This is a genomic window from Streptomyces odontotermitis, assembly GCF_050510915.1.
GTDB lineage: Bacteria > Actinomycetota > Actinomycetes > Streptomycetales > Streptomycetaceae > Streptomyces.
Genome location: NZ_JBNJLS010000029.1, coordinates 11,931 through 38,380, shown reverse-complemented (window position 1 = coordinate 38,380; position 26,450 = coordinate 11,931). Strand labels below are relative to the sequence as shown.

Annotated in this window: 20 protein-coding genes, 2 tRNA genes and 1 other RNA gene; 11 read left to right on the top strand and 12 right to left on the bottom strand. The window is 73.3% G+C overall.

The genetic code is table 11. From position 1 onward, the window contains the following. Window positions 1-99: 99 nt before the first annotated feature. The 5 genes from ACQB60_RS42355 to ACQB60_RS42335 all read left to right on the top strand — a co-directional run bounded on the left by ACQB60_RS42355 (window position 100) and on the right by ACQB60_RS42335 (window position 3,973). Window positions 100-1,074 (top strand): ABC transporter ATP-binding protein, encoded by a 975-nt coding sequence (locus ACQB60_RS42355; protein ID WP_496931429.1) that lies wholly within the window; start codon window positions 100-102, stop codon window positions 1,072-1,074. Then, window positions 1,071-1,874 (top strand): ABC transporter permease, encoded by an 804-nt coding sequence (locus ACQB60_RS42350; RefSeq protein WP_496931428.1) that lies wholly within the window; start codon window positions 1,071-1,073, stop codon window positions 1,872-1,874. Before ACQB60_RS42355 ends, ACQB60_RS42350 begins: the two co-directional genes overlap by 4 nt. Before the next feature lie 17 nt (window positions 1,875-1,891). Continuing rightward, window positions 1,892-3,268, top strand: a complete 1,377-nt coding sequence (locus ACQB60_RS42345; protein WP_496931427.1) for a sensor histidine kinase — start codon at window positions 1,892-1,894, stop codon at window positions 3,266-3,268. After that, a complete protein-coding gene (locus ACQB60_RS42340) occupies window positions 3,265-3,873 on the top strand; it encodes a response regulator (RefSeq protein ID WP_496931426.1) in 609 nt (202 codons plus the stop codon). The genes ACQB60_RS42345 and ACQB60_RS42340 overlap by 4 nt, the downstream gene beginning before the upstream one ends. Before the next feature lie 24 nt (window positions 3,874-3,897). Next, window positions 3,898-3,973, top strand: a tRNA-Gly gene (locus ACQB60_RS42335). A gap of 47 nt (window positions 3,974-4,020) precedes the next feature. Here the strand turns inward: ACQB60_RS42335 and ACQB60_RS42330 are convergent. The 6 genes from ACQB60_RS42330 to ffs form a co-directional block, all read right to left on the bottom strand. Next, the gene (locus ACQB60_RS42330; protein ID WP_496931425.1) at window positions 4,021-4,917 is read right to left on the bottom strand and encodes a phosphoribosylaminoimidazolesuccinocarboxamide synthase; all 897 of its coding nucleotides are present in this window, start codon (window positions 4,915-4,917) and stop codon (window positions 4,021-4,023) included. A gap of 119 nt (window positions 4,918-5,036) precedes the next feature. Continuing rightward, window positions 5,037-6,530, bottom strand: a complete 1,494-nt coding sequence (locus ACQB60_RS42325) for a N,N-dimethylformamidase beta subunit family domain-containing protein (RefSeq protein WP_496931424.1) — start codon at window positions 6,528-6,530, stop codon at window positions 5,037-5,039. Window positions 6,531-6,724: 194 nt separating this feature from the next. Beyond that, window positions 6,725-8,548 carry a hypothetical protein gene (locus ACQB60_RS42320; protein ID WP_496931473.1) on the bottom strand — a complete coding sequence of 608 codons (1,824 nt, stop codon included), beginning with the start codon at window positions 8,546-8,548 and terminating at the stop codon, window positions 6,725-6,727. Between the two features lie 334 nt (window positions 8,549-8,882). Then, window positions 8,883-10,136: a phosphoribosylamine--glycine ligase gene (gene purD / locus ACQB60_RS42315; protein ID WP_496931423.1), complete on the bottom strand. Its 1,254-nt coding sequence runs from the start codon at window positions 10,134-10,136 to the stop codon at window positions 8,883-8,885. 429 nt (window positions 10,137-10,565) lie between these two features. Then, window positions 10,566-13,055, bottom strand: coding sequence for a DNA polymerase III subunit gamma and tau (locus ACQB60_RS42310; protein ID WP_496931422.1), 2,490 nt, complete (start codon window positions 13,053-13,055; stop codon window positions 10,566-10,568). 66 nt (window positions 13,056-13,121) lie between these two features. Continuing rightward, window positions 13,122-13,220: signal recognition particle sRNA small type (gene ffs / locus ACQB60_RS42305), an RNA gene on the bottom strand. A 120-nt stretch (window positions 13,221-13,340) separates the two neighbouring features. On the opposite strand from ffs, the gene ACQB60_RS42300 reads away from it, so the two are divergent. Further along, window positions 13,341-13,425, top strand: a tRNA-Ser gene (locus ACQB60_RS42300). Window positions 13,426-13,533: 108 nt separating this feature from the next. On the opposite strand, the gene ACQB60_RS42295 is transcribed toward ACQB60_RS42300, so the two are convergent. Together ACQB60_RS42295 and ACQB60_RS42290 are read right to left on the bottom strand one after the other, a co-directional pair. Continuing rightward, entirely contained in the window at window positions 13,534-15,270 is a 1,737-nt protein-coding gene (locus tag ACQB60_RS42295) for an ABC-F family ATP-binding cassette domain-containing protein (protein ID WP_496931421.1), read from the bottom strand. A gap of 142 nt (window positions 15,271-15,412) precedes the next feature. Beyond that, window positions 15,413-16,981, bottom strand: a complete 1,569-nt coding sequence (locus ACQB60_RS42290) for an MDR family MFS transporter (RefSeq protein WP_496931420.1) — start codon at window positions 16,979-16,981, stop codon at window positions 15,413-15,415. A 159-nt stretch (window positions 16,982-17,140) separates the two neighbouring features. On the opposite strand from ACQB60_RS42290, the gene ACQB60_RS42285 reads away from it, so the two are divergent. Then, entirely contained in the window at window positions 17,141-17,809 is a 669-nt protein-coding gene (locus ACQB60_RS42285) for a TetR/AcrR family transcriptional regulator (RefSeq protein ID WP_496931419.1), read from the top strand. Further along, entirely contained in the window at window positions 17,797-18,753 is a 957-nt protein-coding gene (locus tag ACQB60_RS42280; protein ID WP_496931418.1) for a hypothetical protein, read from the top strand. The genes ACQB60_RS42285 and ACQB60_RS42280 overlap by 13 nt, the downstream gene beginning before the upstream one ends. On the opposite strand, the gene ACQB60_RS42275 is transcribed toward ACQB60_RS42280, so the two are convergent. After that, window positions 18,728-19,102, bottom strand: a complete 375-nt coding sequence (locus ACQB60_RS42275) for a hypothetical protein (protein WP_496931417.1) — start codon at window positions 19,100-19,102, stop codon at window positions 18,728-18,730. The two genes, ACQB60_RS42280 and ACQB60_RS42275, sit on opposite strands and share 26 nt — an antisense overlap. Window positions 19,103-19,296: 194 nt before the next feature. On the opposite strand from ACQB60_RS42275, the gene ACQB60_RS42270 reads away from it, so the two are divergent. Together ACQB60_RS42270 and ACQB60_RS42265 are read left to right on the top strand one after the other, a co-directional pair. Next, the gene (locus ACQB60_RS42270; protein ID WP_496931416.1) at window positions 19,297-19,548 is read left to right on the top strand and encodes an NfeD C-terminal domain-containing protein; all 252 of its coding nucleotides are present in this window, start codon (window positions 19,297-19,299) and stop codon (window positions 19,546-19,548) included. Window positions 19,549-19,559: 11 nt separating this feature from the next. Next, window positions 19,560-20,765, top strand: a complete 1,206-nt coding sequence (locus ACQB60_RS42265) for an SPFH domain-containing protein (protein WP_496931415.1) — start codon at window positions 19,560-19,562, stop codon at window positions 20,763-20,765. A 116-nt stretch (window positions 20,766-20,881) separates the two neighbouring features. On the opposite strand, the gene ACQB60_RS42260 is transcribed toward ACQB60_RS42265, so the two are convergent. Both ACQB60_RS42260 and ACQB60_RS42255 read right to left on the bottom strand, forming a co-directional pair. Then, window positions 20,882-22,156: a PucR family transcriptional regulator gene (locus tag ACQB60_RS42260; RefSeq protein WP_496931414.1), complete on the bottom strand. Its 1,275-nt coding sequence runs from the start codon at window positions 22,154-22,156 to the stop codon at window positions 20,882-20,884. Between the two features lie 338 nt (window positions 22,157-22,494). Continuing rightward, window positions 22,495-23,472: a PrsW family intramembrane metalloprotease gene (locus ACQB60_RS42255; RefSeq protein ID WP_496931413.1), complete on the bottom strand. Its 978-nt coding sequence runs from the start codon at window positions 23,470-23,472 to the stop codon at window positions 22,495-22,497. 66 nt (window positions 23,473-23,538) lie between these two features. Between ACQB60_RS42255 and ACQB60_RS42250 the strand changes: the two genes are divergently transcribed. After that, window positions 23,539-24,753, top strand: coding sequence for a cation:proton antiporter (locus ACQB60_RS42250; protein WP_496931412.1), 1,215 nt, complete (start codon window positions 23,539-23,541; stop codon window positions 24,751-24,753). Between the two features lie 38 nt (window positions 24,754-24,791). Here the strand turns inward: ACQB60_RS42250 and ACQB60_RS42245 are convergent, their stop codons facing one another. After that, window positions 24,792-26,393: an ABC-F family ATP-binding cassette domain-containing protein gene (locus tag ACQB60_RS42245; protein WP_496931411.1), complete on the bottom strand. Its 1,602-nt coding sequence runs from the start codon at window positions 26,391-26,393 to the stop codon at window positions 24,792-24,794. Between the last annotated feature and the right edge of the window lie 57 nt (window positions 26,394-26,450).

Below are 26,450 nucleotides of genomic sequence, written 5' to 3'. Positions count from 1 at the left end.
TGTGCGCGCCGTTCCCGGACCCGGCCTTCTGACATTTGTCATGCGGGCCGGTGACAGCGCGCACTGCCCGCGCCCCGATCCACGGGGGACGCTCGACACATGACTGACCAAGTGATCGACGTGTCCGAGCTACGGCGCGTGTACGGGGGAGGTTTCGAGGCGGTCCGGGGCATCTCGTTCGCCGTCGGCCGGGGCGAGCTCTTCGCGCTCCTCGGCACCAACGGAGCGGGCAAGACCTCCACCCTCGAAGTCCTCGAAGGGCTCGCGGCCCCCGCCTCGGGGCGGGTGCGGGTGCTCGGGCGCGACCCGTACACCGAGCGCGCCGAGGTGCGCCCCCACATCGGCGTGATGCTCCAAGAGGGCGGATTTCCTTCGGAGTTGACGGTTCTGGAGACCGTACGGATGTGGGCCGGCTGCACCAGTGGGGCGCGGCCAGTGGGTGAGGCGCTGGAGATCGTGGGGCTCGGCAAGCGCCACGGGGTGCGCGTCAAGCAGCTCTCCGGCGGCGAGAAGCGGCGGCTCGACCTGGCGCTCGCGCTGCTCGGGCGGCCCGAGGTGCTCTTCCTCGACGAACCCACGACCGGTCTGGACGCCGAAGGGCGGCGCGGGACCTGGGAGTTGGTGCGGGCGCTGCGCGACGAGGGCACGACCGTGCTGCTCACCACGCACTACCTGGAAGAGGCCGAACAGCTCGCCGACCGGCTCGCGATCCTGCACGAGGGGCGCATCGCGGCGGAGGGGACCGTCGCCGACGTCGTCGCCGCACAGCCCTCGCACGTCGCCTTCGACCTGCCCGAGGGCTACTACCTCGGCGACCTGCCGCCGCTCGCGGAGCTCGGCGTGACCGGGCACGACATGACCGGCCGCCGGGTGCGGCTGCGCACGAGCGAGCTGCAACGGGCCGCCACGGAGCTCCTGTTGTGGGCCCGGCACGCGAACGTCGAGCTCGGCGGGCTCGACGTGCGGGCGGCCTCGCTGGAGGAGGCGTTCCTGCGGATCGCACAGCGGGCGCAGGAGGACGGCGAGCAGGGACGATCCCTGGGGCAGTGGGAGAAGAAGGAGGTCGCGGCATGAGCGCGACGACGGCTGTGACGGCGCGCGGCGGGGCGCGCACGACCCCGGCGGGGCGCCTGGGGGCCCTCGCACGCGCCGAACTCACCCTGCTGGGGCGGAACAAGGGCACGCTCTTCGCGGCGGCCGTGGTGCCGCTCATCATGCCGCTGAGCACCCGCTCCGCGACGTCCGGGATGGACCTGAAGGGCAACGGGCTCGACAGCGCGACGCTGGCCCTGTCCGCGGGCATCGGCTTCTCGCTGCTCTTCGCCGTCTACACGACGATCACCAGCGTCTTCGTGGCCCGGCGCGAGGAACTCGTACTGAAGCGGCTGCGCACCGGTGAGCTGCGGGACCCGGAGATCCTGGCCGGGGCCGCGCTGCCGTCGCTCGCCATCGCCGTGGTGCAGTGCCTCGTCCTCGCGGTCGGGTGCGCCGTGCTGCTCGACGCCGGGGCGCCGCAGGCGATCCACCTCACGGTCCTGGGGATCCTGGCGGGGCTCGTGCTGTTCACCGCGCTCGCGGCCGTCACCTCGGCCTTCAGCCGGAGCACCGAGTCCGCTCAGGTCATGACGATGCCCCTGATGTTCCTGTCGATGCTGGGCTCGGGCCTGTTCATCCCGCTGGAGGTCATGCCCGACAAGCTCGCCGACGTCTGTGAGCTGCTCCCGCTCACCCCCGTGATCAAGCTGGTGCGCGGTGGCTGGACCGGGGACCTGTCGGCGGCCGGAGCGCTGGGCGCGCTCGCCGTGGCGGTGGCCTGGATCGTCCTCGCGGTGTTTGCTGGTCAGCGGTGGTTCCGCTGGGAACCGCGGCGCTGAAGGGGAAGGAAACCGAGGTGGTCGGGCGGATGTGGGGCGTGCGGCGCGGCTGGCACGAGCGGAGCAAGGTCGAGAAGGTCGAGCTGCAGAGCGTGATCATGTGGCATCTCGTGCCGTGGATCTTCTTCGCCTGCTACGGCGCCCTGCCCCTGGCGCCCGCGCTGCGCCCCGAGCCCGCGCCGATCGCCGTCGGCGGGGCCCTGCTCGCCGCGGGCGCGGCCCAGTGCGTGCACGTCAACTACACCGTGCGGCGCTCGCTCGACCGCTTCCTCGGGCGCGGGGGCGAGGCCGAGACGCGCCGCGACCTCGCCGTGTCGGCCGCCCTGTTGGGCATCACGCTCACCCTCCTCGTGGCACTCGAAGCGGTGCACGGCATGAAGGACGGGCTGCTCGGCCTCATCGTGATGTTCCCGGTCCTGCCCTTCGGCGGGGCGTACTGCCTCACCGTGCCGATCCGGACGTACATGCTGCGCATGCTGGCCCTCGACGCCGTGCTCGTGGCCGCCTTCGCCGCGGTCGGGGCGCGCGACGAGCGGCTCGTCCTGGTGGCGGGCCCGTTCGCCTTCGGCGCCCTCCTCGCCCTGCTCTGCTCGCGCTGCGGCGCCTGGACCCTCTCCGTGATGTGGGAGACCGTCCGGGCCCGCGAGGTCGAGGCCCGGCTCGCGGTCGCCGAGGAGCGGCTCCGCTTCGGGCGCGATCTGCACGACGTGATGGGCCGCAACCTCGCGGTCATCGCGCTCAAGAGCGAGCTCGCGGTGCAGCTGGCCCGGCGCGGACGGCCCGAGGCGGTGGACCAGATGGTCGAGGTGCAGCGCATCGCGCAGGAGTCGCAGCGCGAGGTCCGTGAGGTCGTACGGGGCTACCGCGCCACCGGGCTCGGAGCCGAACTCGTCGGCGCACAGGGCGTGTTGGCGGCCGCCGGGATCGAGTGCCGGGTGGCCGGGGCGGACCTCGCCGACAGGCTGCCCCCGACGGTGCAGTCCGCGCTCGGCTGGGTGGTGCGCGAGGCGGCGACCAATGTGCTGCGGCACGGCGACCCCACGGAGTGCCGGGTGACCCTGCGGGTCGCGGGCGAGCGGGCCGTCCTGACCGTGGAGAACGACGGCGTCCCCGAGGCCACCGCGACCACGGCGGCCCGCTCCGGCGGCTCCGGGCTCGCGGGCCTGCGGGAGCGGCTCGCCTCCGTGGCCGGCACCCTGACCGCAGGGCCGGCGGGGAAGTCCGAGTTCCTGCTGACGGCGGAGGTACCCCTGCCGGAGCGGGACCCCTCGCAGGGCGACCACTTGGAGCGTGACCGCTCGACGGGCGACCACTCGACAGGCGCCGAAGAGCAGAAGCCCGGCCCCACCCGCGTACGACACGAGCACCAGCCCTCGGAACGGAGCGTCGCGTGACCGTGCGCATCCTGCTCGCCGACGACGAGCACCTCATCCGTGGCGCACTGGCCGCGCTGCTGGCCCTGGAGGACGACCTCGTGGTGGTCGCCGAGGCCGCCTCCGGACCCGAGGCCCTCGCCATGGCCCGCGCCCACCGGCCCGACGTCGCGGTGCTCGATCTGCAGATGCCGGGCGCCGACGGTGTGAGGGTGGCCACATCGCTGCGGGCCGAACTCCCGGACTGCCAGACCATGATCGTGACCAGCCACGGCCGGCCGGGCCACCTCAAGCGGGCCCTTGAGGCGGGTGTGCGCGGGTTTGTGCCGAAGACGGTCAGCGCCCAGCGCCTCGCCGAGATCATCCGCACCGTGCACGACGGAAACCGTTATGTGGACCCGGAGTTGGCGGCCGACGCGATCTCCGCCGGGGACTCCCCGCTCACCACTCGCGAGGCCGAGGTCCTGGAACTCGCCGCCGACGGGGCGCCCGTCGCGGAGATCGCCGAGCGGGCCGCGCTCTCCCAGGGGACGGTCCGCAACTACCTCTCGTCGGCCGTCTCGAAGACCGGTGCCGAGAACCGTCATGCGGCAGTGCGTCTCGCACGCGAGCGAGGTTGGGTATAGTTGCCTTCGCGCTTACGGCGCAGCGCGGACGTAGCTCAGTTGGTAGAGCGCAACCTTGCCAAGGTTGAGGTCGCCAGTTCGAACCTGGTCGTCCGCTCCAGATGAAAGGCCCCGGTCGAATCGACCGGGGCCTTCTTCGTACCTGGATTACCAGGCCGTGCCCGTCAGCATCTCGTACGCCTCGACGTACTTCGCGCGCGTGGCGTCCACCACATCCTGCGGGAGCGCGGGCGGCGGCTGCTCGCCGCTGCGGTCCCAGCCGGAGGCCGGCGAGGTCAGCCAGTCGCGGACGTACTGCTTGTCGTACGAGGGCTGGGCGCGGCCCGGCTGCCACTGGTCGGCCGGCCAGAAGCGCGAGGAGTCCGGGGTGAGGACCTCGTCGGCGATGATGAGGTCTTCGCCCTCGAAGCCGAACTCGAACTTGGTGTCCGCGAGGATCACGCCGCGCTCGCGGGCGATGTCCCGGGCCCGGCCGTAGACCGCGAGGGTCGTCTGGCGCAGCTGGGCGGCGGTCTCGGCGCCGACCTGGCGGGCCACTTCCTCGTAGCTCACGTTCTCGTCGTGCTCGCCGACCTCCGCCTTGGTGGCGGGCGTGAAGATCGGGGCGGGCAGCTCCGAGCCGTTGACCAGGCCCTCGGGCAGGGCGAGGCCGCAGACGGTGCGCGAGTCGTTGTACTCGACCAGGCCCGAGCCCGCGAGATAGCCGCGGGCCACGCACTCGACCGGGACCATCTCCAGGGACTTGCAGATCAGCGTGCGGCCCGCCCAGTCTGCGGGGGCACCGGGCGGCAGCTCCGTGGAGAGCACGTGGTTCGGGACCAGGTCGGCGAGCTGGTCGAACCACCACAGCGAGAGCTGGGTCAGGACGCGGCCCTTGTCGGGGATCTCCGTGGGCAGCACCCAGTCGTAGGCGGACATGCGGTCGCTCGCGACCATGACGAGGTCGCCCGCCTCGTTCTGGTACAGCGCGCGCACCTTGCCGGTGTGCAGGTGCACCAGGCCCGGAACCTCAACGGGCTCGGGCTTTTCGACGAATCCGGACACGGTTCCTCCCCGTGGTTCTGTACGAGTCCCTCGATTCTCCCGTATGCGGGTGCCCACCCTGGTCAGGGGTAGTTCCTGTCCGGGGTGGGATGGGTCTCGGTTCTTGTGCGGGGTGGGTCTCAGTCGCGCTTGCAGATGCGGTCGAGGAGGTTGGCCGTGGCGCGCTGGACGCGGGTGTCCACATGGCCCGGTCGGTCGAGCGCCGGGGACCAGGCGAAGGTGCCGGAGGCGAAGACGAGGGCGCCCGAGGGGGCGCGGTACAGGGACGTCTCCTGGTGGCGGACGCCGCCCTCGCCGTCCGCGTACGGGGAGTGGGCGAGGAGGATGCGGCCCTGGTGCTCGGGGAGCGGGGTGCGCGGGAAGTAGCGGTCGGCCTCGCCCGCGACGAGGTGCTCGATCTCGTCGCCCTCGTGCGCGCCCGTCGCGTCCCACAGCCAGTGGTCGGCGTTGCGCACGACGAGGGGGTGCGGCTCGGGGACGCCGCCCGCGTACTGGATGCCGAGCAACTCCTGCTCCGCGCGGTCCTGTTCGCGCCAGAGCGCGGAGCGGCCGGGGCCACGGCGCTTGCGGCAGGTGAGCAGGCGGTCCGGGACGCCGGAGGGCGAGGGGCCCAACTCCACCTGCCAGTACATGGTGTTGGCGGAGAGGAAGACGAGCGAGGTGCCGCCGTCACGGGCCAGCTCGGTGGTGCGGCGCATGTTCGCCGACCAGTACTCGTCGTGGCCGGGGAAGACCAGGCCCCGGTAGCGGGTGGGGTCGATGCGGCCCGCGTGCAGATCGCGGGTGTCGGCGTAGGCCAGGTCATAGCCGTAGCGCTCGGCCCAGCGGATGAAGTCGTAGGCGTGGCCCACGTGGAGGGGCAGCCCCGCGCCCGCGTACGGGCGGTCGAAGGAGACCGTGACGGCGGCCTCGCTCTCGCCGAGGAGGCCGCCCTTCTCGTCCCACGCGTGGTAGAGGCTGGCGCCCGTCCTGCCGTCCTCCGGGTAGAGGTTGTACGCCTGCCAGGTGATGTCGGGCAGGAGCAGCAGGAGGTCGGCGGGGTGGTTGTCGCGGACCGTGAAGGGGACGTGCGAGCGGTAGCCGTCGGCGGTGGTGAGGACCGCCACGTACGCCCCGATGTTCCAGTAACTCGGGATCTGCAGGCGCCAGGAGAGCCACCAGTGGTGGCAGGAGACCGTGCGGTCCGCGGTGAGCGGGGCGGGCTGGACGATGCCGGAGAGGCGGGGGCTGGTGGTGATCTTCGAGGCCCCGTCGCCCCCGTAGTGCCCGATCCGGTAGATGTCGACGCTGAACTGCTGGGGCGGGTCGACGGTGATGTGGAAGTCGATCGCCTCGCCGGGGGCGGCGGCTCCGGTGGAGGTGAAGCCCTTGATCTGGCAGCGCACGTCGTCGGCGGTGCGCGGGCCCGTGGTGTCGGCGCGGGGAGCGGGGATCTCGGCGGCGCCGGGGGCGGGGACGTGGTCCACGTACCAGGGGACGACCTGGCCGGTGTCGTCGAAGTAGTGCTCCGCGCCGCGCAGCCAGGGCAGCGGGCCCTGGCCGAAGGGGTCCGTCACGGCATGCGCGAGCGCGCCCGATTCCCACCGCCGGATGTGCGCGCCCTCCGACCCCATGGTTCTTCCCCTCCCTCGCTCCCCCGAGCGACGGGCTCCGCCCCGGCCCCGTACGGCTGGGGTGGCGTGCCCTGGTGCGCTGTCAGTGACCGACCCCAGCACATCACATTACGCACGCACTCCGTCACCGTTTGTCGCGGATTGACGTGACCGGAACGTTTCCCTCCGGTGCAACTTTGCAAGCCCGGCCTGGCTCACACCAGGCGGACCGGCTTCTCCGGGCGGACGCCGAGGGTGGTGAGCCAGCCGCGCAGGGGCTCGGGGTCGCCGTCCTCGACCAGGCTGAGGACGCGGGGGGTGAGGTCGACCGCCCGCTCTCCGTTGACCAACAGGGAGGGGCCGTCCAGCCAGTCCAGGCCGGGGGCCGCGCCCGCGGTGTCGACGGCCGCGCAGCAGACCATGGCGGTCACGTGGTCGGCGAGCAACTCGCGTCCCGTGCGCGGGGGTTGGAGGGGGAAGAGAGGGAGCAGGCCGTCGTCCCACAGCGCGTCGTCCGGTGACGTGCCCGTGGGGGCCGGGGGCGCGGGGGCGGCGGCCTCCTCGCGGGCCAGCTCGGCGCTGAGGCTCGCGGCGAGGATGCCGCCGTGGCCGTCCATCCCGTCCGTGGGGTCCTCCTCGTCGGTCTCCGGGAACGGGACCGGCTCCGGGACCGGGACCGGCTCTGGGACCGGCTCCGGGGCGGGGCTCACCGGGGTGGGGCCCGGCCGGTGGGCGGCCCGGGTGTCGGGGGCCGCCGTGAGGTGGTCGAGGACGCGGCTGAGGGTGGGGCCCTCGGGGTCGGGGGCGGTGGAGTCGGCGGAGTGGCTCACGCCGAGGGAGTCGAGGACGCGGTGGAGGCGGGCGGCGTCGGTGCGCCACTTGCGGTCCACCACCTCGTCCGGATACTCCTGCCAGGCCACCGGGGCCCAGCCGGGGCCGGGCTCCGCGGGGCCGCCGTGGAAGAGGCGGGCGGCGAGCAGCGAGGCCGCCTCGTCCACCGAACCCGGCTCCTCCAGGAGGTCACAGGCGGGGCGCTCGCCGAGGCGGGAGGTGAAGCCCTCCGCGAGGCGGTCGCGGCGGGAGAGCTCGGTGAGGGCGGAGACCACGCCCGCGTCCAGGCGGGAGGGCCAGCGGCCCATGCGCCAGGCGGGCAGCGCGACGCGGGTCAGGAGCCGGTCCCAGCCCGCGTAGGCCAGGCCGACCTGCTCCTGGGCGACGATCCGCACCCCGTAGTCCACAGCCTGGGCGCGCTCGGCGGCGGCCGCGGCGACGCCCCGCTCCATCTCGGCGGCATGCCCGCGACAGCTGCGCAGCAGGAGCCGCGCCACCCAGCCGACGCCGCCGAGGACCGAGCGGGTCAGCGGGCCGCGCCCGGGGGCGGAGGCGACCGCGACGGCCGCGTCGAGTCCGCGCACGAAGCGCCGGGCCGCCGCTATGTCGGGGTGCGCCGAGGGTCCGGTGCCCGCCACGACGGGGGCGAGGACGGCACGGAGCTCGCCCACCCGCATCCACCACAGGAAGGGGGAGCCGATGACCAGGACGGGGGCGGTGGGCTCGCGGGTGCCGCTCGCGCGGCCCGGGGGCGTGCCCGGGATCTCCTGGGGCGTGGGCGGGCCGTGCGCGGGGTGCGTGCGGTCCTCCAGCCAGCTGTCGCAGTCCGGGGTGAGCGCTATGGCCGAGGGGGCCGGCACGTCCAGGCGGTCGGCGAGGTCGCGCACCATGCGGTAGAGGTCGGGGGCGGCGGTCTCGGCGATCGGGACCGTGGGGCTCACGGCCGGGCGGGCGCGGGCCACCACGAGCGCGATGCCGGCCGCGGCGAGCAGCACGAGCACGGCGGCGACCGTCACGACCCAGCGCGCGGCGCCCCAACTGCCGCCGCTCATATGGCCCGTGAGTCCGCCGGCGATGAGCACGACGGCGACGGCCGCGGGCAGCAGGGCCACGGCCAGCGCCCTGCTGCGGATGCGCAGCACGGCGAGGGCCCGGGAGCGCGCGGCCTGCGCGCCCACCTCCGTGCCCTCAGCACCCCCTGTACCCATACCGGACACGAGCGATGTCACCCCCTACTGCCCACTGCGGCTCGGCCCCCGGCCGGAGCCGATGTCTGACCGCACAGGCTTGCGTTGCTCACTCCCCCACTGTGGCACCCGCCACTGACATCGCAATGCCGGTGGTCTGTTTGGCTTCTGGGCGCCGGAAGTCTTGCGCCGCACCCTAGTTGGGGTGCGGCGCAGCGTCAGCCGGATGGGGCAGTGGTCACCCGATGGAATGGCTTTGGGCAAAGCTGGGTGACGGGAGGCGGGGCAGTCCAGGGGCTGCCCGGGAGTTGTCCGAGAGTTGTCCGAGATTCGCCGGGGTGTGGCTTACGCCTGCTTACGCCCCTCCGGCCGCCTTCGCCGCGATGTCCGTACGGTGCTGGGAGCCGTCGAGCCGGATCCGGGCGACCGCCGTGTACGCCCGCTCACGGGCCTGCGCCAGGTCGGTCCCGGTCGCCGTCACGGAGAGCACACGGCCGCCCGCGCTGACGACGTCCGCGCCGCTCTGCTTCGTCCCGGCGTGCAGGACGTACGCGTCCGGGGCATCCTTCGCCGCGACATCCGCGAGCCCCTCGATGGGGTCGCCGGTGCGCGGGGTGTCCGGATAGTTGTGCGAGGCGACGACCACGGTGACCGCGGCGTCGTCGCTCCAGCGCAGCGGGGGCAGGTCGGCGAGGGTGCCGTCGGCCGCGGCGAGCAGGACGCCGGCGAGCGGGGTCTGGAGACGGGCCAGGACGACCTGGGTCTCGGGGTCGCCGAAGCGGGCGTTGAACTCGATGACGCGGACGCCCCGGCTGGTGATCGCGAGCCCCGCGTACAGCAGTCCCGAGAAGGGGGTGCCGCGGCGGCGCAGCTCGTCGACGGTCGGCTGCAGGACGCTCGCCATGACCTCGTCGACCAGCTTCGGGTCGGCCCACGGCAGCGGCGAATAGGCGCCCATCCCACCGGTGTTGGGGCCCTCGTCGCCGTCGAGCGCGCGCTTGAAGTCCTGGGCGGGCTGGAGCGGCAGGACCGTGGTGCCGTCGGTGATCGCGAAGAGCGAGACCTCGGGGCCGTCGAGGAACTCCTCGATGACGACGCGGTCGCAGGCGTTCGCGTGCGCGCGGGCGGCCTCGATGTCCTCGGTCACGACGACGCCCTTGCCCGCGGCGAGCCCGTCGTCCTTGACCACGTACGGCGCCCCGAAGGCGTCGAGCGCCTCGTCCACCTCGGCCGGGGTGGTGCACACGTACGAGCGCGCGGTGGGCACGGCGGCGCCCGCCATCACGTCCTTGGCGAACGCCTTCGAGCCCTCCAGCCGGGCGGCCTTCGCCGAGGGCCCGAAGCACGGGATGCCCACGGCGCGCACGGCGTCGGCGACGCCCGCGACGAGCGGTGCCTCCGGGCCGACGACGACGAGCTCCGCACCGAGCCCGGTGGCGAGCGCGGCCACGGCGGCGCCGTCGAGAGCGTCGACCGGGTGCGTCTGCGCCACCTCGGCGATGCCCGCGTTGCCGGGCGCGCAGTGCAGGGCGGTGACGCCGGGGTCGAGGGACAGAGAGCGGCACAGGGCGTGTTCGCGGGCACCGCCGCCGATGACTAGGACCTTCACGGGGCCAGGGTAGCCCGGCCCACGCACCACTCTTGTACGGGTTCCCAAGCTGGGGGCGGAGGGGGGTTTGTGGGTTTCTCCAGGTGGGGGCGGGGCCGGACGGGGTTGGGACTGGCGACGGAGGGGCCGGGCGCCCTGCGGCCCGCATGGCGGCGACGCCTGCGACGAGCGCCACCCGCGGACCAGGGACCGGTCGGTCCGGCGGCCGGGACGGGCAAAGAGGTGGGGCGAGGGGTGGGCCGGCGGTCGGCATCGCGGCGGCGACGCCCGCGACGAACGGTGCCTCCGGGCCCGCCCCGGACGGATCGGATCGGATCGGATCGGGGTCGGATCCGATCGGGGTCGGATCCGATCGGGGTCGGATCCGATCGGGGTCGGATCGGGTCGGGTCCCGGACAAGCGACGGTGTGCCTGTGCGCCCCCCGGCGGTTACTGGTTCGGGTACTCGTCGACCACCGTCGCGCCCAGCTCACGGATGATCAAGTCATGGCCGGACAGGGCGGATTCGACCAGGTCCGGGTCGTCGTCCTCGGGGATGTCGTCCTCGGGGGCGACGTGGTGGTACTCCGGGGCGGGGGGCTCCGGGGGCGGGGGTGCGTCGGGGGTCCGGTCGGCCGGGGCCGACGGGGCGGATCCCGTGGGGGCGGACGGGGCCTGTGTCTGGGGCGGGGCGGAGGGCTGGGCCGCGGGCTGCTGCGGGGGCGCGGGGCGCTGAGGGGCGGGCGCGGAGGGGGCGCCGTACCCGCCACCGCCGCCGAAGCCACCGCCGGATGCCGGTCCGCCTGATCCGCCGAAGCCGCCGCCCGCGGGGGCGCCGCCGCCGAAGCCGGGGCCCGCGCCGGGCGGGGGTGCCGAGCCGCCCGAGGGGTCGACGATCGCCTCGACCTTCCACTGGACGCCGAACTGCTCACTCAGCGCCTGGCGCAGGACGTCCTCGCTGCCGCTGCTCGCGAAGTTGTCCCGCGCTCCCGCGTTGACGAAGCCGAGCTGGAGCGTGGTGCCGTCGAAGCCCGCCACCTGGGCGTTCTGGCTGAGCAGGATCCAGGTGAAGCGGCGGCGGTTCTTCACCGCTTCGAGGATGTTGGGCCACAGGGAGCGGGGGTCGGGTCCGCCCATGGGCGCGGCGGCCTGGGGCTGCGCGGCCGGGGCCTGGGGGGCGGACGGCTGGGAGGCGGACGGCTGGGGCGCGGGGGCGCCGCCGCCCGCGGGTGCCGCCGTGGGCCAGCCGCCGGGGCGGTTGCCCTCCGGGGCGGACGGGGCAGCTGACGGGGCGCCCCCTCCAGAGGGTCCAGAGGGCCCGGAGGGTCCAGAGGGCCCGGAGGGTCCAGAGGGTCCGCTGCCCGGTGCGGAGGCCGTGGGCCAGCCGCCGGGACGGCGCTCTCCGGCCGGGGCAGGAGCCGGGGCGGAGGGCTCAGGGGCCGCAGCCGACGGGGCCGGAGGAGCAACTGGCTCCGGAACAGCCGGAGTTACGGGAGGTCCAGCGGGGGCGGGGGCGGGGGCCGCGGGCGCGGCGGGCGCGGCGGGCGGCGCCTCGGCGGCTCCGCCTCCTCCACCGCCACCCCGCACAGCGGCCCGGGCCGCAGCGGGCCCGCCCCCGGGCGGCACCGGCGGCATCGGCGGACCGGAGGGCCCCGAAGGCCCGCCGCCCGGCATGCCGCCCCCGGGCATCCCGACGCCCGGCTGCTGCACGCCCGCGTGGGCCTCGGGCCCGGGGACGTACCCCATGGCGGGGCCCGCGCCGGGGCCGCCCGGCATGAAGTTCCCGCCGCGCTCCAGGCGGTCCAGGCGGGCCATGACCGAGCGCTCGTCGTCGTACGCCGCGGGGAGCAGCACGCGCGCGCAGATCAGCTCCAGCTGGAGGCGGGGCGAGGTGGCGCCCCGCATCTCGGTCAGTCCCTCATTGACGAGGTCGGCGGCGCGGCTCAGCTCGGCGCCGCCGAAGACGCCCGCCTGTGCCTGCATCCGCTCCACGACGTCGGCCGGGGCATCGATGAGCCCCTTCTCCGCCGCGTCCGGCACCGCCGCGAGGATCACCAGGTCGCGCAGCCGCTCCAGCAGGTCGGCGACGAACCGGCGCGGGTCGTTGCCCCCCTCGATGACGCGGTCCACGACCTCGAAGGCGGCTGCCCCGTCCCCGGAGGCGAACGCCTCGACCACGGAGTCGAGCAGCGAGCCGTCCGTGTACCCGAGCAGCGAGGTGGCCATGGCATACGTCACACCCGCCTCACCCGCACCGGCGAGGAGCTGGTCCATGACGGACATCGAGTCACGCACGGACCCGGCCCCGGCCCGCACGACGAGCGGCAGCACCCCGTCCTCGACGGCCATCTGCTCGCGGCCGCACACCTCGCCCAGGTACTCCCGCAGCGTCCCCGGCGGGACGAGACGGAAGGGGTAGTGGTGCGTGCGCGAGCGGATCGTCCCGATGACCTTCTCGGGCTCCGTCGTGGCGAAGATGAACTTGAGGTGCTCCGGAGGCTCTTCGACGACCTTCAGAAGGGCGTTGAACCCCGCCGACGTGACCATGTGGGCCTCGTCGATGATGTAGATCTTGTACCGGCTGCTCGCCGGACCGAAGAACGCCTTCTCCCGCAGATCACGCGCGTCGTCCACACCACCGTGAGAAGCGGCGTCGATCTCGATGACGTCGATCGACCCCGGTCCGTTCCTCGCCAGGTCCCGGCAGGACTGGCACTCCCCGCAGGGGGTCGGAGTGGGACCTTCCTCACAGTTCAGACAGCGGGCCAGGATCCGCGCGCTCGTCGTCTTGCCGCAGCCGCGCGGGCCGCTGAACAGGTACGCATGGTTGACCCGGTTGTTCCGCAGCGCCTGCTGCAGCGGGTCGGTCACATGCTCCTGCCCGATGACCTCGGCGAACGACTCCGGGCGATAGCGGCGGTACAGCGCGAGAGACGACACGCATACGAGGTTATAGGCGCCCACTGACAACCCGAACCGCCCGAACCGATCCGGCCCCGCGTGGATACGCAAAGCGCCCCTCACGCACCCGCCAGAGCCGACCTACCCTTGCTGCCTTCCGGCCCTGGGGGAGTTCAGTCAGATAGCGCCACGTGAGGGGCTGACCCACACAGTAGCCGATCCCCGGGGGTGCGAACGAGTCCGCTCCCCGGACAGGAGCGCATCGGACCCCCTCACCGGGAACGGGTTCGCGAGCACTCCTCAACGTCTTGTATTGTTTGCGGCGGAGGATTCGCCTAGTGGCCTAGGGCGCACGCTTGGAAAGCGTGTTGGGGGCAACCCCTCACGAGTTCGAATCTCGTATCCTCCGCAGTCGCCCGCCAAGGGCGAACAGAAGGCCCCGATCACTCAGTGATCGGGGCCTTCGTCGTTTCCGGGTCCGGGCGGATTCCCCCGTCACTCCGGACGGATCTCCCTGTCACCCCAGCCGCAGGTGCGAGCCCCTGAAGCGGGAGCGGGTGCGGCGGTCGTGGGTGACGAGCACCAGGGCGCCCTCGTAGTGCTCCAGGGCCTGCTCCAGGTCCTCGACGAGCGCGGGGGCCAGGTGGTTCGTCGGCTCGTCGAGGAGGAGCAGGTCGGTGGGCTCGGTGACCAGGCGGGCCAGCTCGATGCGGCGGCGCTGGCCGTACGAGAGGCCGCCCACCTTCAGGCGCAGCTCCGCCGGGGCGAACAGGCCGAGGGAGAGCAGGAGTTGGGCGTGCTCGTCCGGGGTGCCCACGCGGCCCCGGGCGAAGGCGGCGAGGACCGTCAGGGCCGGGGGCCACGGCGTCCCCTCCTGCCGCAGGTGGCCCACGCGGCCGCGCACCCGCACCGCACCGGAGTCCGGGCGCAGCTCCCCCGCGAGCACCTGCAGCAGGGTGCTCTTGCCCGCGCCGTTCGGGCCGGTCACCAGGAGGCGTTCGGCTGCCCCCAGGTGCAGCTCGGGGAGGTGCAGGCGGCCCGCGACGCGCAGGTCTTCGATCTCGACCGCCGTCTCGGCCCCCGTCTCGGCCACCGTCACGACCGCCGTCTCGGCCCCCGTCCCGGCCACCGTCACGACCGCCGTCTCCACGCCTGATCCCTCATGGGGCCCCTTCTCCGCTGCCGTCGTGATCCGGGCCGTGAACGTGAGCGGAACCGGGGGCGGGGCCACCGGGGTGTCCGTCAGGCGTTCCAGGCGGGCCTTGGCGTTGCGGATGCGGCTCATCGCGCCGTGGCCCCGGCCGCGGGCACGGAAGGCCCCGTGGCCGAAGACCGCGAGCGACATCTTCTGCGGCATCCCGTCGAGGCGGGCCGTGTGGGTGTCCACGAGGCGCCGGTTGCGGGCGAGTTCGGTGCGCCACTCCTCGTACTCCCTGAGCCTGCGCCGCCGTTCGGCCGCCTTCGCCGCGAGGTAGCCCTCGTAGCCGTCCCCGTAGCGCCGCACCGTGCGGGCGCCGACTTCGAGGACGGTGGTGGTCAGCCGCTCCAGGAACACCCGGTCGTGGGTGACCGCGACCACGGTGCCGCGGTGGCCGCGCAGGTGTTCCTCGAGCCAGTGCACGGCCTGGTCGTCCAGGTCATTGGTCGGCTCGTCGAGCAGGAGCAGCTCCGGCCGGGAGGCGAGCGTGGCGGCGAGCGCCAGGCGGGAGCGCTCGCCGCCGGAGAGCGTCCCGAGGCGCCGGTCGCGCGCCAGGCCGGGCAGTCCGAGTCCGTGCAGGGCGGTGTCGACGCGGGTGTCGGCCGTGTAGCCGCCGCGGGACTCGTAGCGCTCGACCAGCTCCCCGTACGAGGTCAGGGCCGCGTCGAGGCCGGGGCCCCCGAGCCCCGCGGCCAGCTCGGCCTCGGTCGCGCGCAGGCGTGCCTCGAGGTCGCGCAGGTCGTCGAGGGCGAGGTCGACGGCGTCCTGCACGGTGGCCGCGGGCGGCAGTTCCAGGGTCTGCGCGAGATAGCCCGTGCCACCGGGTGCGTGCACCGTCAACTCGCCGCTGTCCGGCTCCAGTCGGCCCGCCATCAGCTTCAGGAGGGTCGACTTGCCCGAGCCGTTGTCCCCGATGACGCCGACCTTCTCGCCCGGCGTGACGGTGAGGGAGACGGAGTCGAGGACCGGGGCGTCGGAGTAGCGCTTGGTGACGTGGTGGAAGGCCAGCTGTGCGATGCCGGCCGCGGTGGTGGTCGTGGGTGATGAGGTGTGCATGGGTGCGCCCCCTGTTCTCGGCGGCTGAGCCGGCCGTGGGTCGTCGGTCGATGACGGGCGGCGTGCGCGGAGGCGGCGGAGCTCGGCTCTACGCGGCCATCGGCGCGGCGGTCAACATCACAGGGAACCCATGCGCAGCACTCTACGGGCGCGAGACATCCTTGGCAATACGATCCGTCTCGTCTCGTGAAGTGACGTGCGTCACCGGAGCTGACGCAGGCGACGTAGGCGACGCAGGCGCCGCAGGCATCGGAGATGTCCGCGGCGTCGGAGGAATCGGCGGCGTCGACGGCGTCGGCGTCGACGGCGGCTTTCCGCGGAGCGGCACCTCCTTGATGAAGAGCGCGGCCACGAAGGCGAGGGCGCACAGTCCGGCCGCGACCAGGAAGATCTGGTGGGTGCCGGTGGCGATCGCCGAGAGGTGGCCGTGGCCGCCCTCGGGGGCCGCCTCCGTCGCGTGGTTGAACAGGGAGCCGAACACCGCGACGCCGAGCGAGCCGCCGATCGTACGGAAGAGGGTGACGCCCGCCGAGGCCACGCCCATGTCGCGCATCTCGACGCTGTTCTGCGCGATCGTCGTGGTCATCTGCATCAGGAAGCCGAGGCCGATGCCGACCAGGGCCATGTAGACGCCGGAGACGGCACGCGACGTACCGGTGTCCATGGTGGCGAGCAGGGCGCAGCCCACGGTGAGGAAGGCGCCGCCCAGGACCGGGAAGATCTTGTACTTGCCGGTCTTCGACATCACCTTTCCCGCGATGTTGGAGACGACGGCGATCGGCAGCATCAGCGGCAGGAGCAGCAGGCCCGAGTTGGTGGCCGACGCGCCCTGGACGCTCTGCTGGAAGAGGGGCAGATAGAGCGTGGCCCCGAACATGACCGCGCCCGCGCCGAACACCATCACGCAGGCGAGCCGGAAGTTGCGGTCGGCGAACACCCGCAGCGGAAGGACCGGTTCGGGCGCCCGGCGCTGGGAGGCGAGGAAGAGCGCGAGGCCGGCCGCGGCGGTGGCGGCGAGGCCCAGGATCTGCCAGGAACCCCACGCGTAGCGCGTGCCCGCCCAGGTGGCGGCGAGGACGACCGAGCTGATCGTGAGGGTCATCAGCGCGATGCCCGGCCAGTCGACGCGGGCCCGGCCCCGGGTCGACTGGCCGGGCAGCTTCAGCAGCGCCGCGCACCAGACGAGGGCGAGCAGGCCGAGCGGGATGTTGACGTAGAACGCCCAGCGCCAGCCCAGGTGGTCGGCGACCAGGCCGCCCACGAGGGGGCCGCCGACGGTGCCGACCGCCATGACGGTGGCGGTCATGCCCTGGTAGCGGCCGCGCTCACGCGGGGACACCAGGCTGCCGATGAGGGCGAACGCGAGCGCCGCGATACCCCCGGCCCCGAGCCCCTGGACGGCCCGGAACCCGATGAGCTGGCCCATCGACTGCGCGGCCCCGGACAGCACCGAGCCGAGCAGGAAGACCACGACCGAGGCGAGGAAGACCCGCTTGCGGCCGAAGAGATCGCCGAACTTTCCCCATACGGGGGTCGAGGCGGCGGTCGCCAGGGTGTACGCGGTCACCACCCAGGAGATGTGGGCGAGGCCGCCCAGGTCGCCGACGATCGTCGGCATCGACGTACCCACGATCGCGTTGTCGAGCATCGCGAGCAGCATCGCCAGCATCACGCCGAGCAGCGTGAGACGGATGTTCTTGGGTGCGGACATGGCTGATCACCCCTTTCAGGGAGGCAGCGGGGAGGAAGAAGGAGAAGGGGCGAGAGGCGGATCCGGGCACCCTCGACGCCATCAGAAAAGCACACTCACTAAATAAGTGCAACGAGACAACTTTTAAAGCGGGGCAACCGAGAGGGGTACGCTCGGACCATGACCGACACCACGCCGCAGCCCCCCGCCCCCGCCCCGGGCCGCCGCGAGCGCAAGAAGGCCGCCACCCGCAAGGCCCTGGCCGACGCGGCGCTGCGGCTCTTCCTGGAGCGCGGCTACGACCGCGTGAGCGTGAAGGACGTCGCGGACGCCGCCGACGTCTCCACGACGACGCTCTTCAAGCACTTCCCGAGCAAGGAGGCGCTGGTCTTCGACCGGGACTCGGAGATCGAGGAGTACCTGGTCTCGGCCGTGCGGGACCGCGGCCCCGGCCAGTCGGTCCTCGCGGCCCTGCGCGAGCGGATCCTGGAGCTCACGGACCCGGCGCGGGACGAGCCCGAGCAGCAGGACTTCGTCGCGCTCATCGAGAACACCCCGGCCCTGCACGACTACGGCCGACGGATGTGGATGCGCCACGAGACGGCCCTGGCCCGCGCCGTCGCCGAGGCCGAGGGCGCCCCCGAGGACGACCTCCTCTGCGCGGCCCTGGCGCGCTTCGCCCTCCAGACGGGCGACATCGCCAGCGGCCCGCACACCCGCCGCGCCGCCGTCGAGCGCGGCTTCGCCCTCCTCGAACGCGGCTGGGACGGCGCCCGTGGCGAGGAGAGCGGGAACGGGAACGGGAACGGGAGCGGGGACAAGGACGGGGGCGGCGGGTGTCGCGGATAGCGGCGGAGAGCGCCACCGAGGGCACGGCGGACACGGGCACGGCGAGCGAAGGCGCGGCGAGCGCGGGCACAGCGGGCGCGGGCGACGTCGACGGTGCGGGCGCGGGCGACGTCGACGGTGCGAGCACGGACACAGCGGGCGCGGGCGACGTCGACGGCGGCATATCGAGCACCGGACAGGCGTACGAAGGGCAGGCTGCCGGGGCCCCGCGGCGGACCGTCCCCCGGCTCCTGCGCTGTGCCGCCGCCCTCCGGACCGCTCTCCGTCACGAAGGGCGGGCCGTCCCGGTCGCCGCTTGGCGTGCGCTCCGGGTGCGCGGCGTCGCCGGGATCTCGCTGGCCCTGTTCGCCGTCGTCTCCGTCGTCGGCCTGCACGCCTGGCAGCAGACGCCCGCCGGGGACGCCGCGCTGCGCGTGCTCAGCGAGGTGCGCGCGGACCAGCCGTTCTGGGTGTCCCTGCTGCGCACCCCGGTCTCGCTCTTCGTCCCCGCGCGGGACCTGTCGGCGTGGGGCGGACTGCCGCGGCTCTTCTTCGCCTTCGCGCTCGGGCAGTTGCTGCTCGGGTGGGCGCGGACCCTGTTCGTCGCGTACGGCGTGACGCTCGCCGGAACCGTGACGGCGCGCCTCATGGTGGCGCTCGGGCCGGAGCGCGTGGGGCTGCCCGCCGACACCGCACAGGCTGTGGACACCGGGGCGTCCGCCGCGATCGTGGGGCTCTTCGTCTATGTGGCGGCGGTCCGCGGGTCCACCGCCCTGTTCGCCGCGGGGGCGCTGTCCACCGTCATCGGCTCAGTGGCCCGCCCCGACCTCGCGGGCCGCGAGCACCTGGCGGCAGTGGCCGTGGCGCTCGCCCTGGCCCTCGTACACCGTCGGCGTCAGAAGGTCACAGCCACGGTCACGCCCACGCCCACGTCCGCGGTCACGGCCAGTCGACCAGCGCCATGAAGAGCAGGAACTCGAAGACCACGACGACCGGGGCGAGGAACGCCACCAGCGCCCGCTTCGCTTCGTAGCGCTGCTGCGCGGGCATGGACCAGCTGGCGACGAGCATGCCCGCCGGGATGAACAGGCCGAACTGGAGGAGGAGGAACGCCACTTCGAAGCTGGACTCGAACGGAGCCGCCTCCGCGCTCGAGCAGGCGTCGCAGGCCATCGAGGAGAACCCGGCGCTGAGGTAGGCGAGGCCCATCAGGGGCAGGGTGATGAGGGACGCGACCAGGGGCGCGACCCAGGAGCGGGGAGCCGCGGTCGCCTGCCGGGGAGCCGGCTGCGCGGGAGCGGTGGTCTCGGACATGGGACCAGTCAACTCTGCGGCCCCGGCGCCCACATGAGTGCGCGTACTCAAGGGCGACTGGGTAACCGGGAACCAACCGTGGGCCCTTGGTGTCTGGAGCGCTAAGGTCAGGATCCAGGGCCAGGCATGACAGCTGGCAGACCAGGCACACGGACCAGGCATGACGTATGTGCACGACAAGGGGGCGGCCGCCCATGGCGCCGGACGAGGCTGTCGTCGGCCTCACGGGGGAGCTGGTCATCGGCACCCGTGGAGTCGCGGGACCGGGTGAGGTGTTGGTACGGGTCCGCGGGGGCTCCGAGACCTTCCTCGCCTGGTCCGACGAGCCGCTCCCCCATGGCGCCACCGTGCTGGTGATCGAGTCGCGGGGCAGCCGTCAGGTCGCCGTCATCGCATGGGCTGATCCGTTGGACGCGTTGACCGGCGGGTCCGGCGACGCAGGTTGAGGAGACGATCCATGTTCGGTTACCGCGTTCCCGCACCCGACCAGGCGATGCTGATCTCGGGCGGCAGGCGAGGGCTCAAGGGCGCGCCGTTCCGCGTCGTGACGGGCCACGGCAAGTTCGTGCTGCCGGTCTTCCGCAAGACCCGCTTCCTCACCCTCGCGATGTGCGAGGCGGAGGTCGTCGAGAAGTGCGTGACCCGGCAGGGCATCGCCCTGACCGTGCGCGCCGTGATCGCCTTCAAGGTCGGCAACGACGACGAGTCGATCGTCAACGCGGGGCAGCGCTTCCTCTCCGACCAGGACCAGATGTCCGTCCTGACCGGGCGCATCTTCGCCGGTCACCTCCGGTCCATCATCGGCTCGATGACGGTCGAGGAGATCGTCACGGAGCGGCAGAAGCTGGCCACGGAGGTCCTGGACACCTCGAAGGCCGAGATGGCGAAGATCGGCCTGCACGTGGACTCGCTGCAGATCCAGTCCATCGACGACGGCGACACCGGCTACATCGCGGCGATGTCCGCCCCGCACAAGGCGGCCATCCAGCAGCAGGCCCAGATCGCCCAGGCGAAGGCGAAGCAGGCCGCCGCCGAGGCCGAGCAGGTGGCCGCCCGCAACCAGGCGGAGTACGCCCGCCAGACCGCCGTCGTGCAGGCCGAGTACACCGCGGAGGTGGACCGCGCCCAGGCCAGGGCCGCCCAGGCGGGCCCGCTCGCGGACGCGCACGCACAGCAGGAGGTCCTGGACGCGCAGACCGAACTCGCCCAGCGCCAGGCCGAGTTGCGCCAGCAGCAGCTGGTCGCCGAGGTGGTCAAGCCCGCCGAGGCCGACGCCGAGCGGATCCGGGTGCTCGCGATGGCGGAGGCCGAGCGGATGAAGATCCAGGCCGAGGCCGCCGCCTCGTACGACCGGGTGGCGCTGGACCGGATGCTGATCGACCAGCTCCCGCAGATCGTCAAGGAGGCGTCGGCGGGCCTCTCCGGCGCCAACGTCAACGTCCTCAACGGCGCCGACGGCCTCGGCGAGATCGCGGCCGGCCTCGTCGGCCAGGGCCTGACGATCCTCGACTCGGTGCGCACGAACCTCTCGGGCAACGGGGCGGAGAAGTCCGGCGCCGACGGGCCGGGCACCGCGATCCAGCGGTACCTGGGCGGTCAGGCGAACCGGGGCGACCGGGGCGAGGCGGGCCAGTCGTCCGGCGGCGCCGTCGAGATCGAATAGCCCGTACGCAGGCGGGTCCTCCCGTACGGGAATCCGTCACGTCGTGCGGGAATCCGTCACGCTATACGGGAATCCGTCACGTCGTGCGGGAATCCGTCATGCCGTACGGGATTCCATCACTCCGTCCGCATACGGAGCAGCAGGGCCGCGAGGGCCAGCGCGGTCCCGTGCGGCGTGGTGAGGTCGATGCCGGTCAGGGCGGCGACGCGGGTGAGGCGGTTGTCGACCGTGTTGGGGTGCAGGCTGAGCCGCCGCGCGGTGGCCCTGCGGTCCTGGCCCGCCTCCAGGTAGGTGCGCAGCGTCTCGGTCAACTCGGGCCGGTCCGCGACCGGTTCGAGCAGCGCGGCGATCCGCTCGCTGCCCGCGCCGGTCCGGGAGAGGTGGAACTCGAGCAGCACGTCGTCGAGCCGGTGCAGGCCCGGCGGGCGGCCGCAGGCGCGGGCCACCCGGACGATCTCCGTGGTGGTGCGGGCGGCCTCCGGGATGTCCGCGGGGCGCTCGGCACGGGCGGCGGCGAGGCGCAGCCCCGGTCCGCAGATCTCCCTCAACTCCCTGAGCAGGGCGGGCAGTTCATCGGGTACGTCGGTGTGTCCCGGCACCAGGGCGTGCCCGCCGCCCCCGTCCACCAGCGTCAGCGCCTCGGCGCCGAAGGCCCGGTCGAGGGCGGCCTGGAGCCGGCGGGCCAGGCGGCGCGCGGCCACGGGCGCCGGAGTGGGCGAGGGCGCGGGAACGGAGCCCGGGGGGAACCGCAGACAGAGGACCAGGACCGGCCCCTCGACTCCGCCGCCCCCGCCGCCCCCGCCGCCCCCGCCGCCCCCGCCGCCCCCGGCGCCCCCGGCGCCCGCCAGCAGGGCCCGCGCCAACGACCGCCGCTCCTCCCTGCGTTCGGCCGCGATGGCGGTCTGCTCGTCGAGGTAGGTCTCGGTGACGGCGGTGACGATGCGCTGCTGGGCGCCGAAGAGGTAGTCGCTCAGCTCGGCCAGGGCGCCCTCCTCGCCGGGGCGCGCCGCGTCCCGCAGGGCCCGCCACAGGACGTGCGCGCCGAGCGTGTGGGTGCCGAGGAGCAGGTGCAGGGGCATGCCCTCCTCGGCGCGCTGGGCGGCGCGCTCGCGGAAGTAGTCGTAGTCGCCCGCCGGGTGCGCGCCCTCGCCGCCGCCGACCCGGTCGAGGAAGAGGCGCAGGCCGTGCCGGGCGGTGGCGGCGATCTCCACGTCCCTCACGTCGGACGGGAGCCGGTCGTAGCCGCGCAGCCGCCCGAAGGCGCCCTGGCTCATGCGCCGGGCCAGCTCGTTCACCCGGGGCTCGCAGCGGGCGGCGAGGGCGCGGGCCGCGTCACTCAGCTCCGGGAGCGGATCCGTCTCCGTAGCCTCTGTAGCCTCTGTGTCCCCCATGGCTCCTCCTTGTGACACGTCACACTAACCGGCCCCCGGAACTGTGACCCCGGCGCCTGCCGCGCACGCCCCGGCCGCCACAGGATCGAGGCGGTGCGGGGCCGCTGCGCGGGACCCGAGCCGTCGTCGACGAAGGGGAGCGCGGGTTATGACGGAGCACAGGAGCAGCGGCACCGGCGCCGCCTGGCGCACCACGTGGACCCTGCTCGCGTTCGTGCTCGTCAACTTCGCCGACAAGACGGTGACAAGACGGTGATGGGCCTCGCGACGAAGCCGATCCGGCACGAACTCGGCCTGCCCCGGGGCGAGTTCGGGCTGGCCTCGGCGGCGTTCCGACGCTAGCGAGCCGGCCGGCGTCTCGCGCTCCCCGGCCGGCCCGGCCCGTCCGACGGACCCGACCGGCCCGATCGCGCGAGGCTGAGAAGCCACGCCACCCCCACCAGCGAGACAAGGACGAGCCCTCCGTCCGAGAAGGCCGTGAACAGGTGCTTCTGCTGCTGGGTGGGCTCGGGCATATAGCCCTGCGCGAAGAGCTGGCGCTGCAGTCCGGTGTCGGTGACGCGCGTGACCAGCCAGATGGCGATGCCGTGCATCGAGTCCCACAGGGCGTGCAGCAGGGAGACGCCGAGATACGTGAGGACGACGGCGCCCGGGAAGCGGAAGCGGCCCCCCGGCTCCCGGAACCTCAGCAGCACCCCGCCCGCGATCGCCGTCCACAGCCCGTGCCCGAACGGCGCGAGCAGCCCCCGCAGGATCTCCGTCTCCATCAGCGAGCGCAGGTCGAGCCCGCGCATCGTGACGACGGCGTTGAACGCGTACCCCGCGCTCTCGAACGCGGCGAACCCGAAGCCGACCGCCGCCCCGAGCACCATCCCGGCCCGCACCCCGCGCAGCCGCCGGAACCGCCGCAGCACCCACATCAGCGCGGCCAGCTTCACGGCCTCCTCGATGAGCCCCACCAGGACGAACATCCACACCGAGGGATGCACCAGGTAGTACTCCATGACCGAGGCCCCGAGCACCCCCAGGACGCCGCCCACCACAAAGCAGTTGAGCAGCACCCCGAGCCCGAGGTCGCGGCCGTGCTTCTCGTACGCCCAGAGCACGAAGACACCCGGGACCAGGAAACTGCCGAGGAGGATGAGGGTGGGCAGCAGGTTGGTGTTCTTGGTGGCGTACGTGATGACGGCGGTCAGCAGCCACAGGGCGAGCCCGCCCCACAGGCACCGCTTCCACAGCCCCGGCTTCACCGCCGGAACGCCCCCGTTCCTCTCGTCCGCCTTCTCGTCCGCCTTCTCGTCCACGTCCTGGCTCATGGATCCCCTCACGCGCCACAGAGTCCGACTGACCGTTTTGCCCGACTTTACTGTTAGATACGGACTATGTCGCAGCCGGGGACGCTGATCCTGATCATGAGCATCGCGGTGCTCGCCCCCCTCCTCTCGTACGGCATCGGCCGCTGGATCCCGGTCCCGCTCGTGATCTTCGAGATCCTCCTCGGCATCCTCATCGGCCCCGACGCGCTCGGCCTCACCCACCACGAGGAGGCCGTCGACGTCCTCTCCCACCTCGGCCTGTCGATGCTGATCTTCCTCGCCGGGTACGAGATCGAGTTCGCGGCCGTGCGCGGGGACACCCTGCGCCGCTCGGTGGGGGCCTGGGGGATCTCGCTGGCGGCCGGGCTCGGCATCGCCTTCGCGCTGACCGGCGGCGCGGTCACCAAGAGCTTCGTCATCGGCACCGCCCTGACCAGCACCGCGCTCGGCACGGTGCTGCCGATCCTGCGCGACTCCGGGGACCTGAAGGGCCGCTTCGGGACGGTCATGATGGCGTTCGGGACGGTCGGCGAATTCGGCCCGATCATCGCGATGTCGCTGCTCCTCAGCGGCCGCAACCCGGGCCGCTCCACCGTCCTGCTCGCCGCCTTCGCCGCCGTGACGGCCGCCGCGGTCCTCTGGGCCCTGCGCCCGCGCCCGCCCTGGTTCGCCGACGTCATCGCCAGGACCCTGCACAGCAGCGCCCAGTTCGCGGTCCGCTTCGTGATGCTGCTGCTCGCGGCGATGCTCGGCCTCGCCGCCGCCTTCGGCCTCGACACGCTCCTCGGCGCCTTCGCGGCGGGCCTGCTCACCCGGCTCGTCCTGAACGGCGCCGCCCCGGAGAGCAGCGAGCTGATCCTCTCCAAGATCGAGGCGATGGGCTTCGGCTTCCTCGTCCCGATCTTCTTCATCGTGACGGGCATCCAGTTCGACCTGGACGCCCTCCTGCACGGCGGCCGCTCCCTGCTCCTCCTCCCCGCCTTCGTCCTGCTCTTCCTCCTGGTCCGCGGCCTGCCCGCGTACGCCCTCGCCCCCCGCGACCTCGACCGCAGGGACCGCACGGCGCTCCTCCTCCACAACGCCACGGCGCTCCCCCTCGTCGTCGCCATCACCACGATCGGCCTCGACGACAAGGTCCTGACGGCGGGCGAGGCGGCGGCCCTGGTCGGCGCGGGCATGGTCTCGGTCCTGGTCTTCCCCCTCCTCGCCCTGCGCCTGCGCCGGTCGGGGAAGGAGACAAAGCCCCTCCCCCGCCCGATGCAGGGTTCACAGACCTGGTAACTCCCGCACGCCACAAGGCAGTTCGAGCCCGAGGCGGCTCAATCAAGAGCGACAAGCTCCCGATAGTCGGCACTCCACAGGTCCTCGACCCCGTCCGGCAGGACGAGGACCCGGTCGGGCCGCAGCGCGTCGATGGCCCCCTCGTCATGGGTGACCATCACGACGGCACCGGGATACGTGCCGACGGCCCCGAGCACCTCGTCCCTCGACGCCGGGTCGAGGTTGTTCGTCGGCTCGTCCAGGAGCAGCACATTGGCCCCCGAGTGCACGAGCCCGGCGAGCGCGAGCCGCGTCTTCTCGCCCCCGGACAGGACGCCGACGGCCTTCTCGGCGTCATCGCCCCCGAACAGAAAGGACCCCAGCACCCCCCGCACTTCCCCGTCCGTCAGATGCGGCGCGGCCCCGGCGAGGTTCTCCCGCACGGTCAGGTCGGCGCGCAGGGTGTCGTGCTCCTGCGCGAAGTACCCGAGCCGCAGCCCGTGCCCGTGCACGACCCGCCCCGAGTCGGGCTGCTCCTGCCCGGCGAGAAGCCTCAACAGGGTGGTCTTCCCGGCCCCGTTGAGCCCGAGAACGACCAACCGTGCCCCCCGGTCAACGGCAAGGTCAACCCCTCCCAGAACGCTCCGGCCCCCGTACGCCTTCACGAGCCGGACGGCCCCGAGCGGCATCCGCCCGCAGGGCGCGGGCTCGGGCAGCCGGATCCGGGCGACCTTGTCCACCCGGCGTACGGGTTCCAGGGCGTCGAGCATGCGCCCGGCCCTGCGCTCCATGTTCTTGGCGCGGGTCGCGGTGGAGACACGGGCCCGCATCGTGGCGGCCTGGGCGCGCAGCGAGGCGGCCTTGCGCTCGGCGGCGGCACGCTCCCGCACCCGCCGCCGCTCAGCGGCGTCGCGCTGCTCGAGATAGACGTCCCACCCGGTGTTGTAGACGTCGACGACACCCCGCCCCGCATCCAACGCGAAGACCCGATTGACGACACCCCCCAGCAGCTCCCGATCATGACTGACAAGAAGAACACCCCCCGGATAGCCAGCCAGATAACTCCGCAGCCAGGCAACGGAGTCGGCGTCGAGATGGTTGGTGGGCTCGTCGAGCAGCAGCACGTCATGCCGGGCGAAGAGAATCCGGGCGAGCTCAACTCGCCTCCGCTGCCCACCGGACAGCTCCCCGACGGCCTGCCCCAGCACCCGCTCGGGCAGCCCGAGCCCCGCGGCGACCCGCGCGGCCTCCCCCTGCCCCGCGTACCCGCCCCGGGCCTGGAACTCCTCCTCGGCCCGCACGTACCGCCCCATGGCCCGCTCCAGCTCGGCGCCCCCGCCCGCAGCGGCCATCACCCCCTCGGCAGCACGCAGCTCCCGCACGGCCCGATCGAGCCCACGGGCGGACAGAATCCGGTCCCGCACGCTGACCTCGGGATCGGCGGCACCGGGATCCTGCGAGAGATACCCCAGGGACCCCGTGCGGCGAACACTTCCGCCAGCAGGCGCGAGCTCCCCCGCCAGCACCTTCATCAAAGTGGTCTTGCCCGCCCCATTGCGGCCGACGAGGCCGACGCGATCGCCGGGGGCAAGGTGAAAGGAAACGCCGGACAGCAGCAGACGCGCACCGACGCGCACGTCCGCGTCACGGACGGTAATCATGGTTGTCGCTCCGAAAAACTCTTGGCTCAGGACACACGTGTGGCGTGGAAGCGGGTG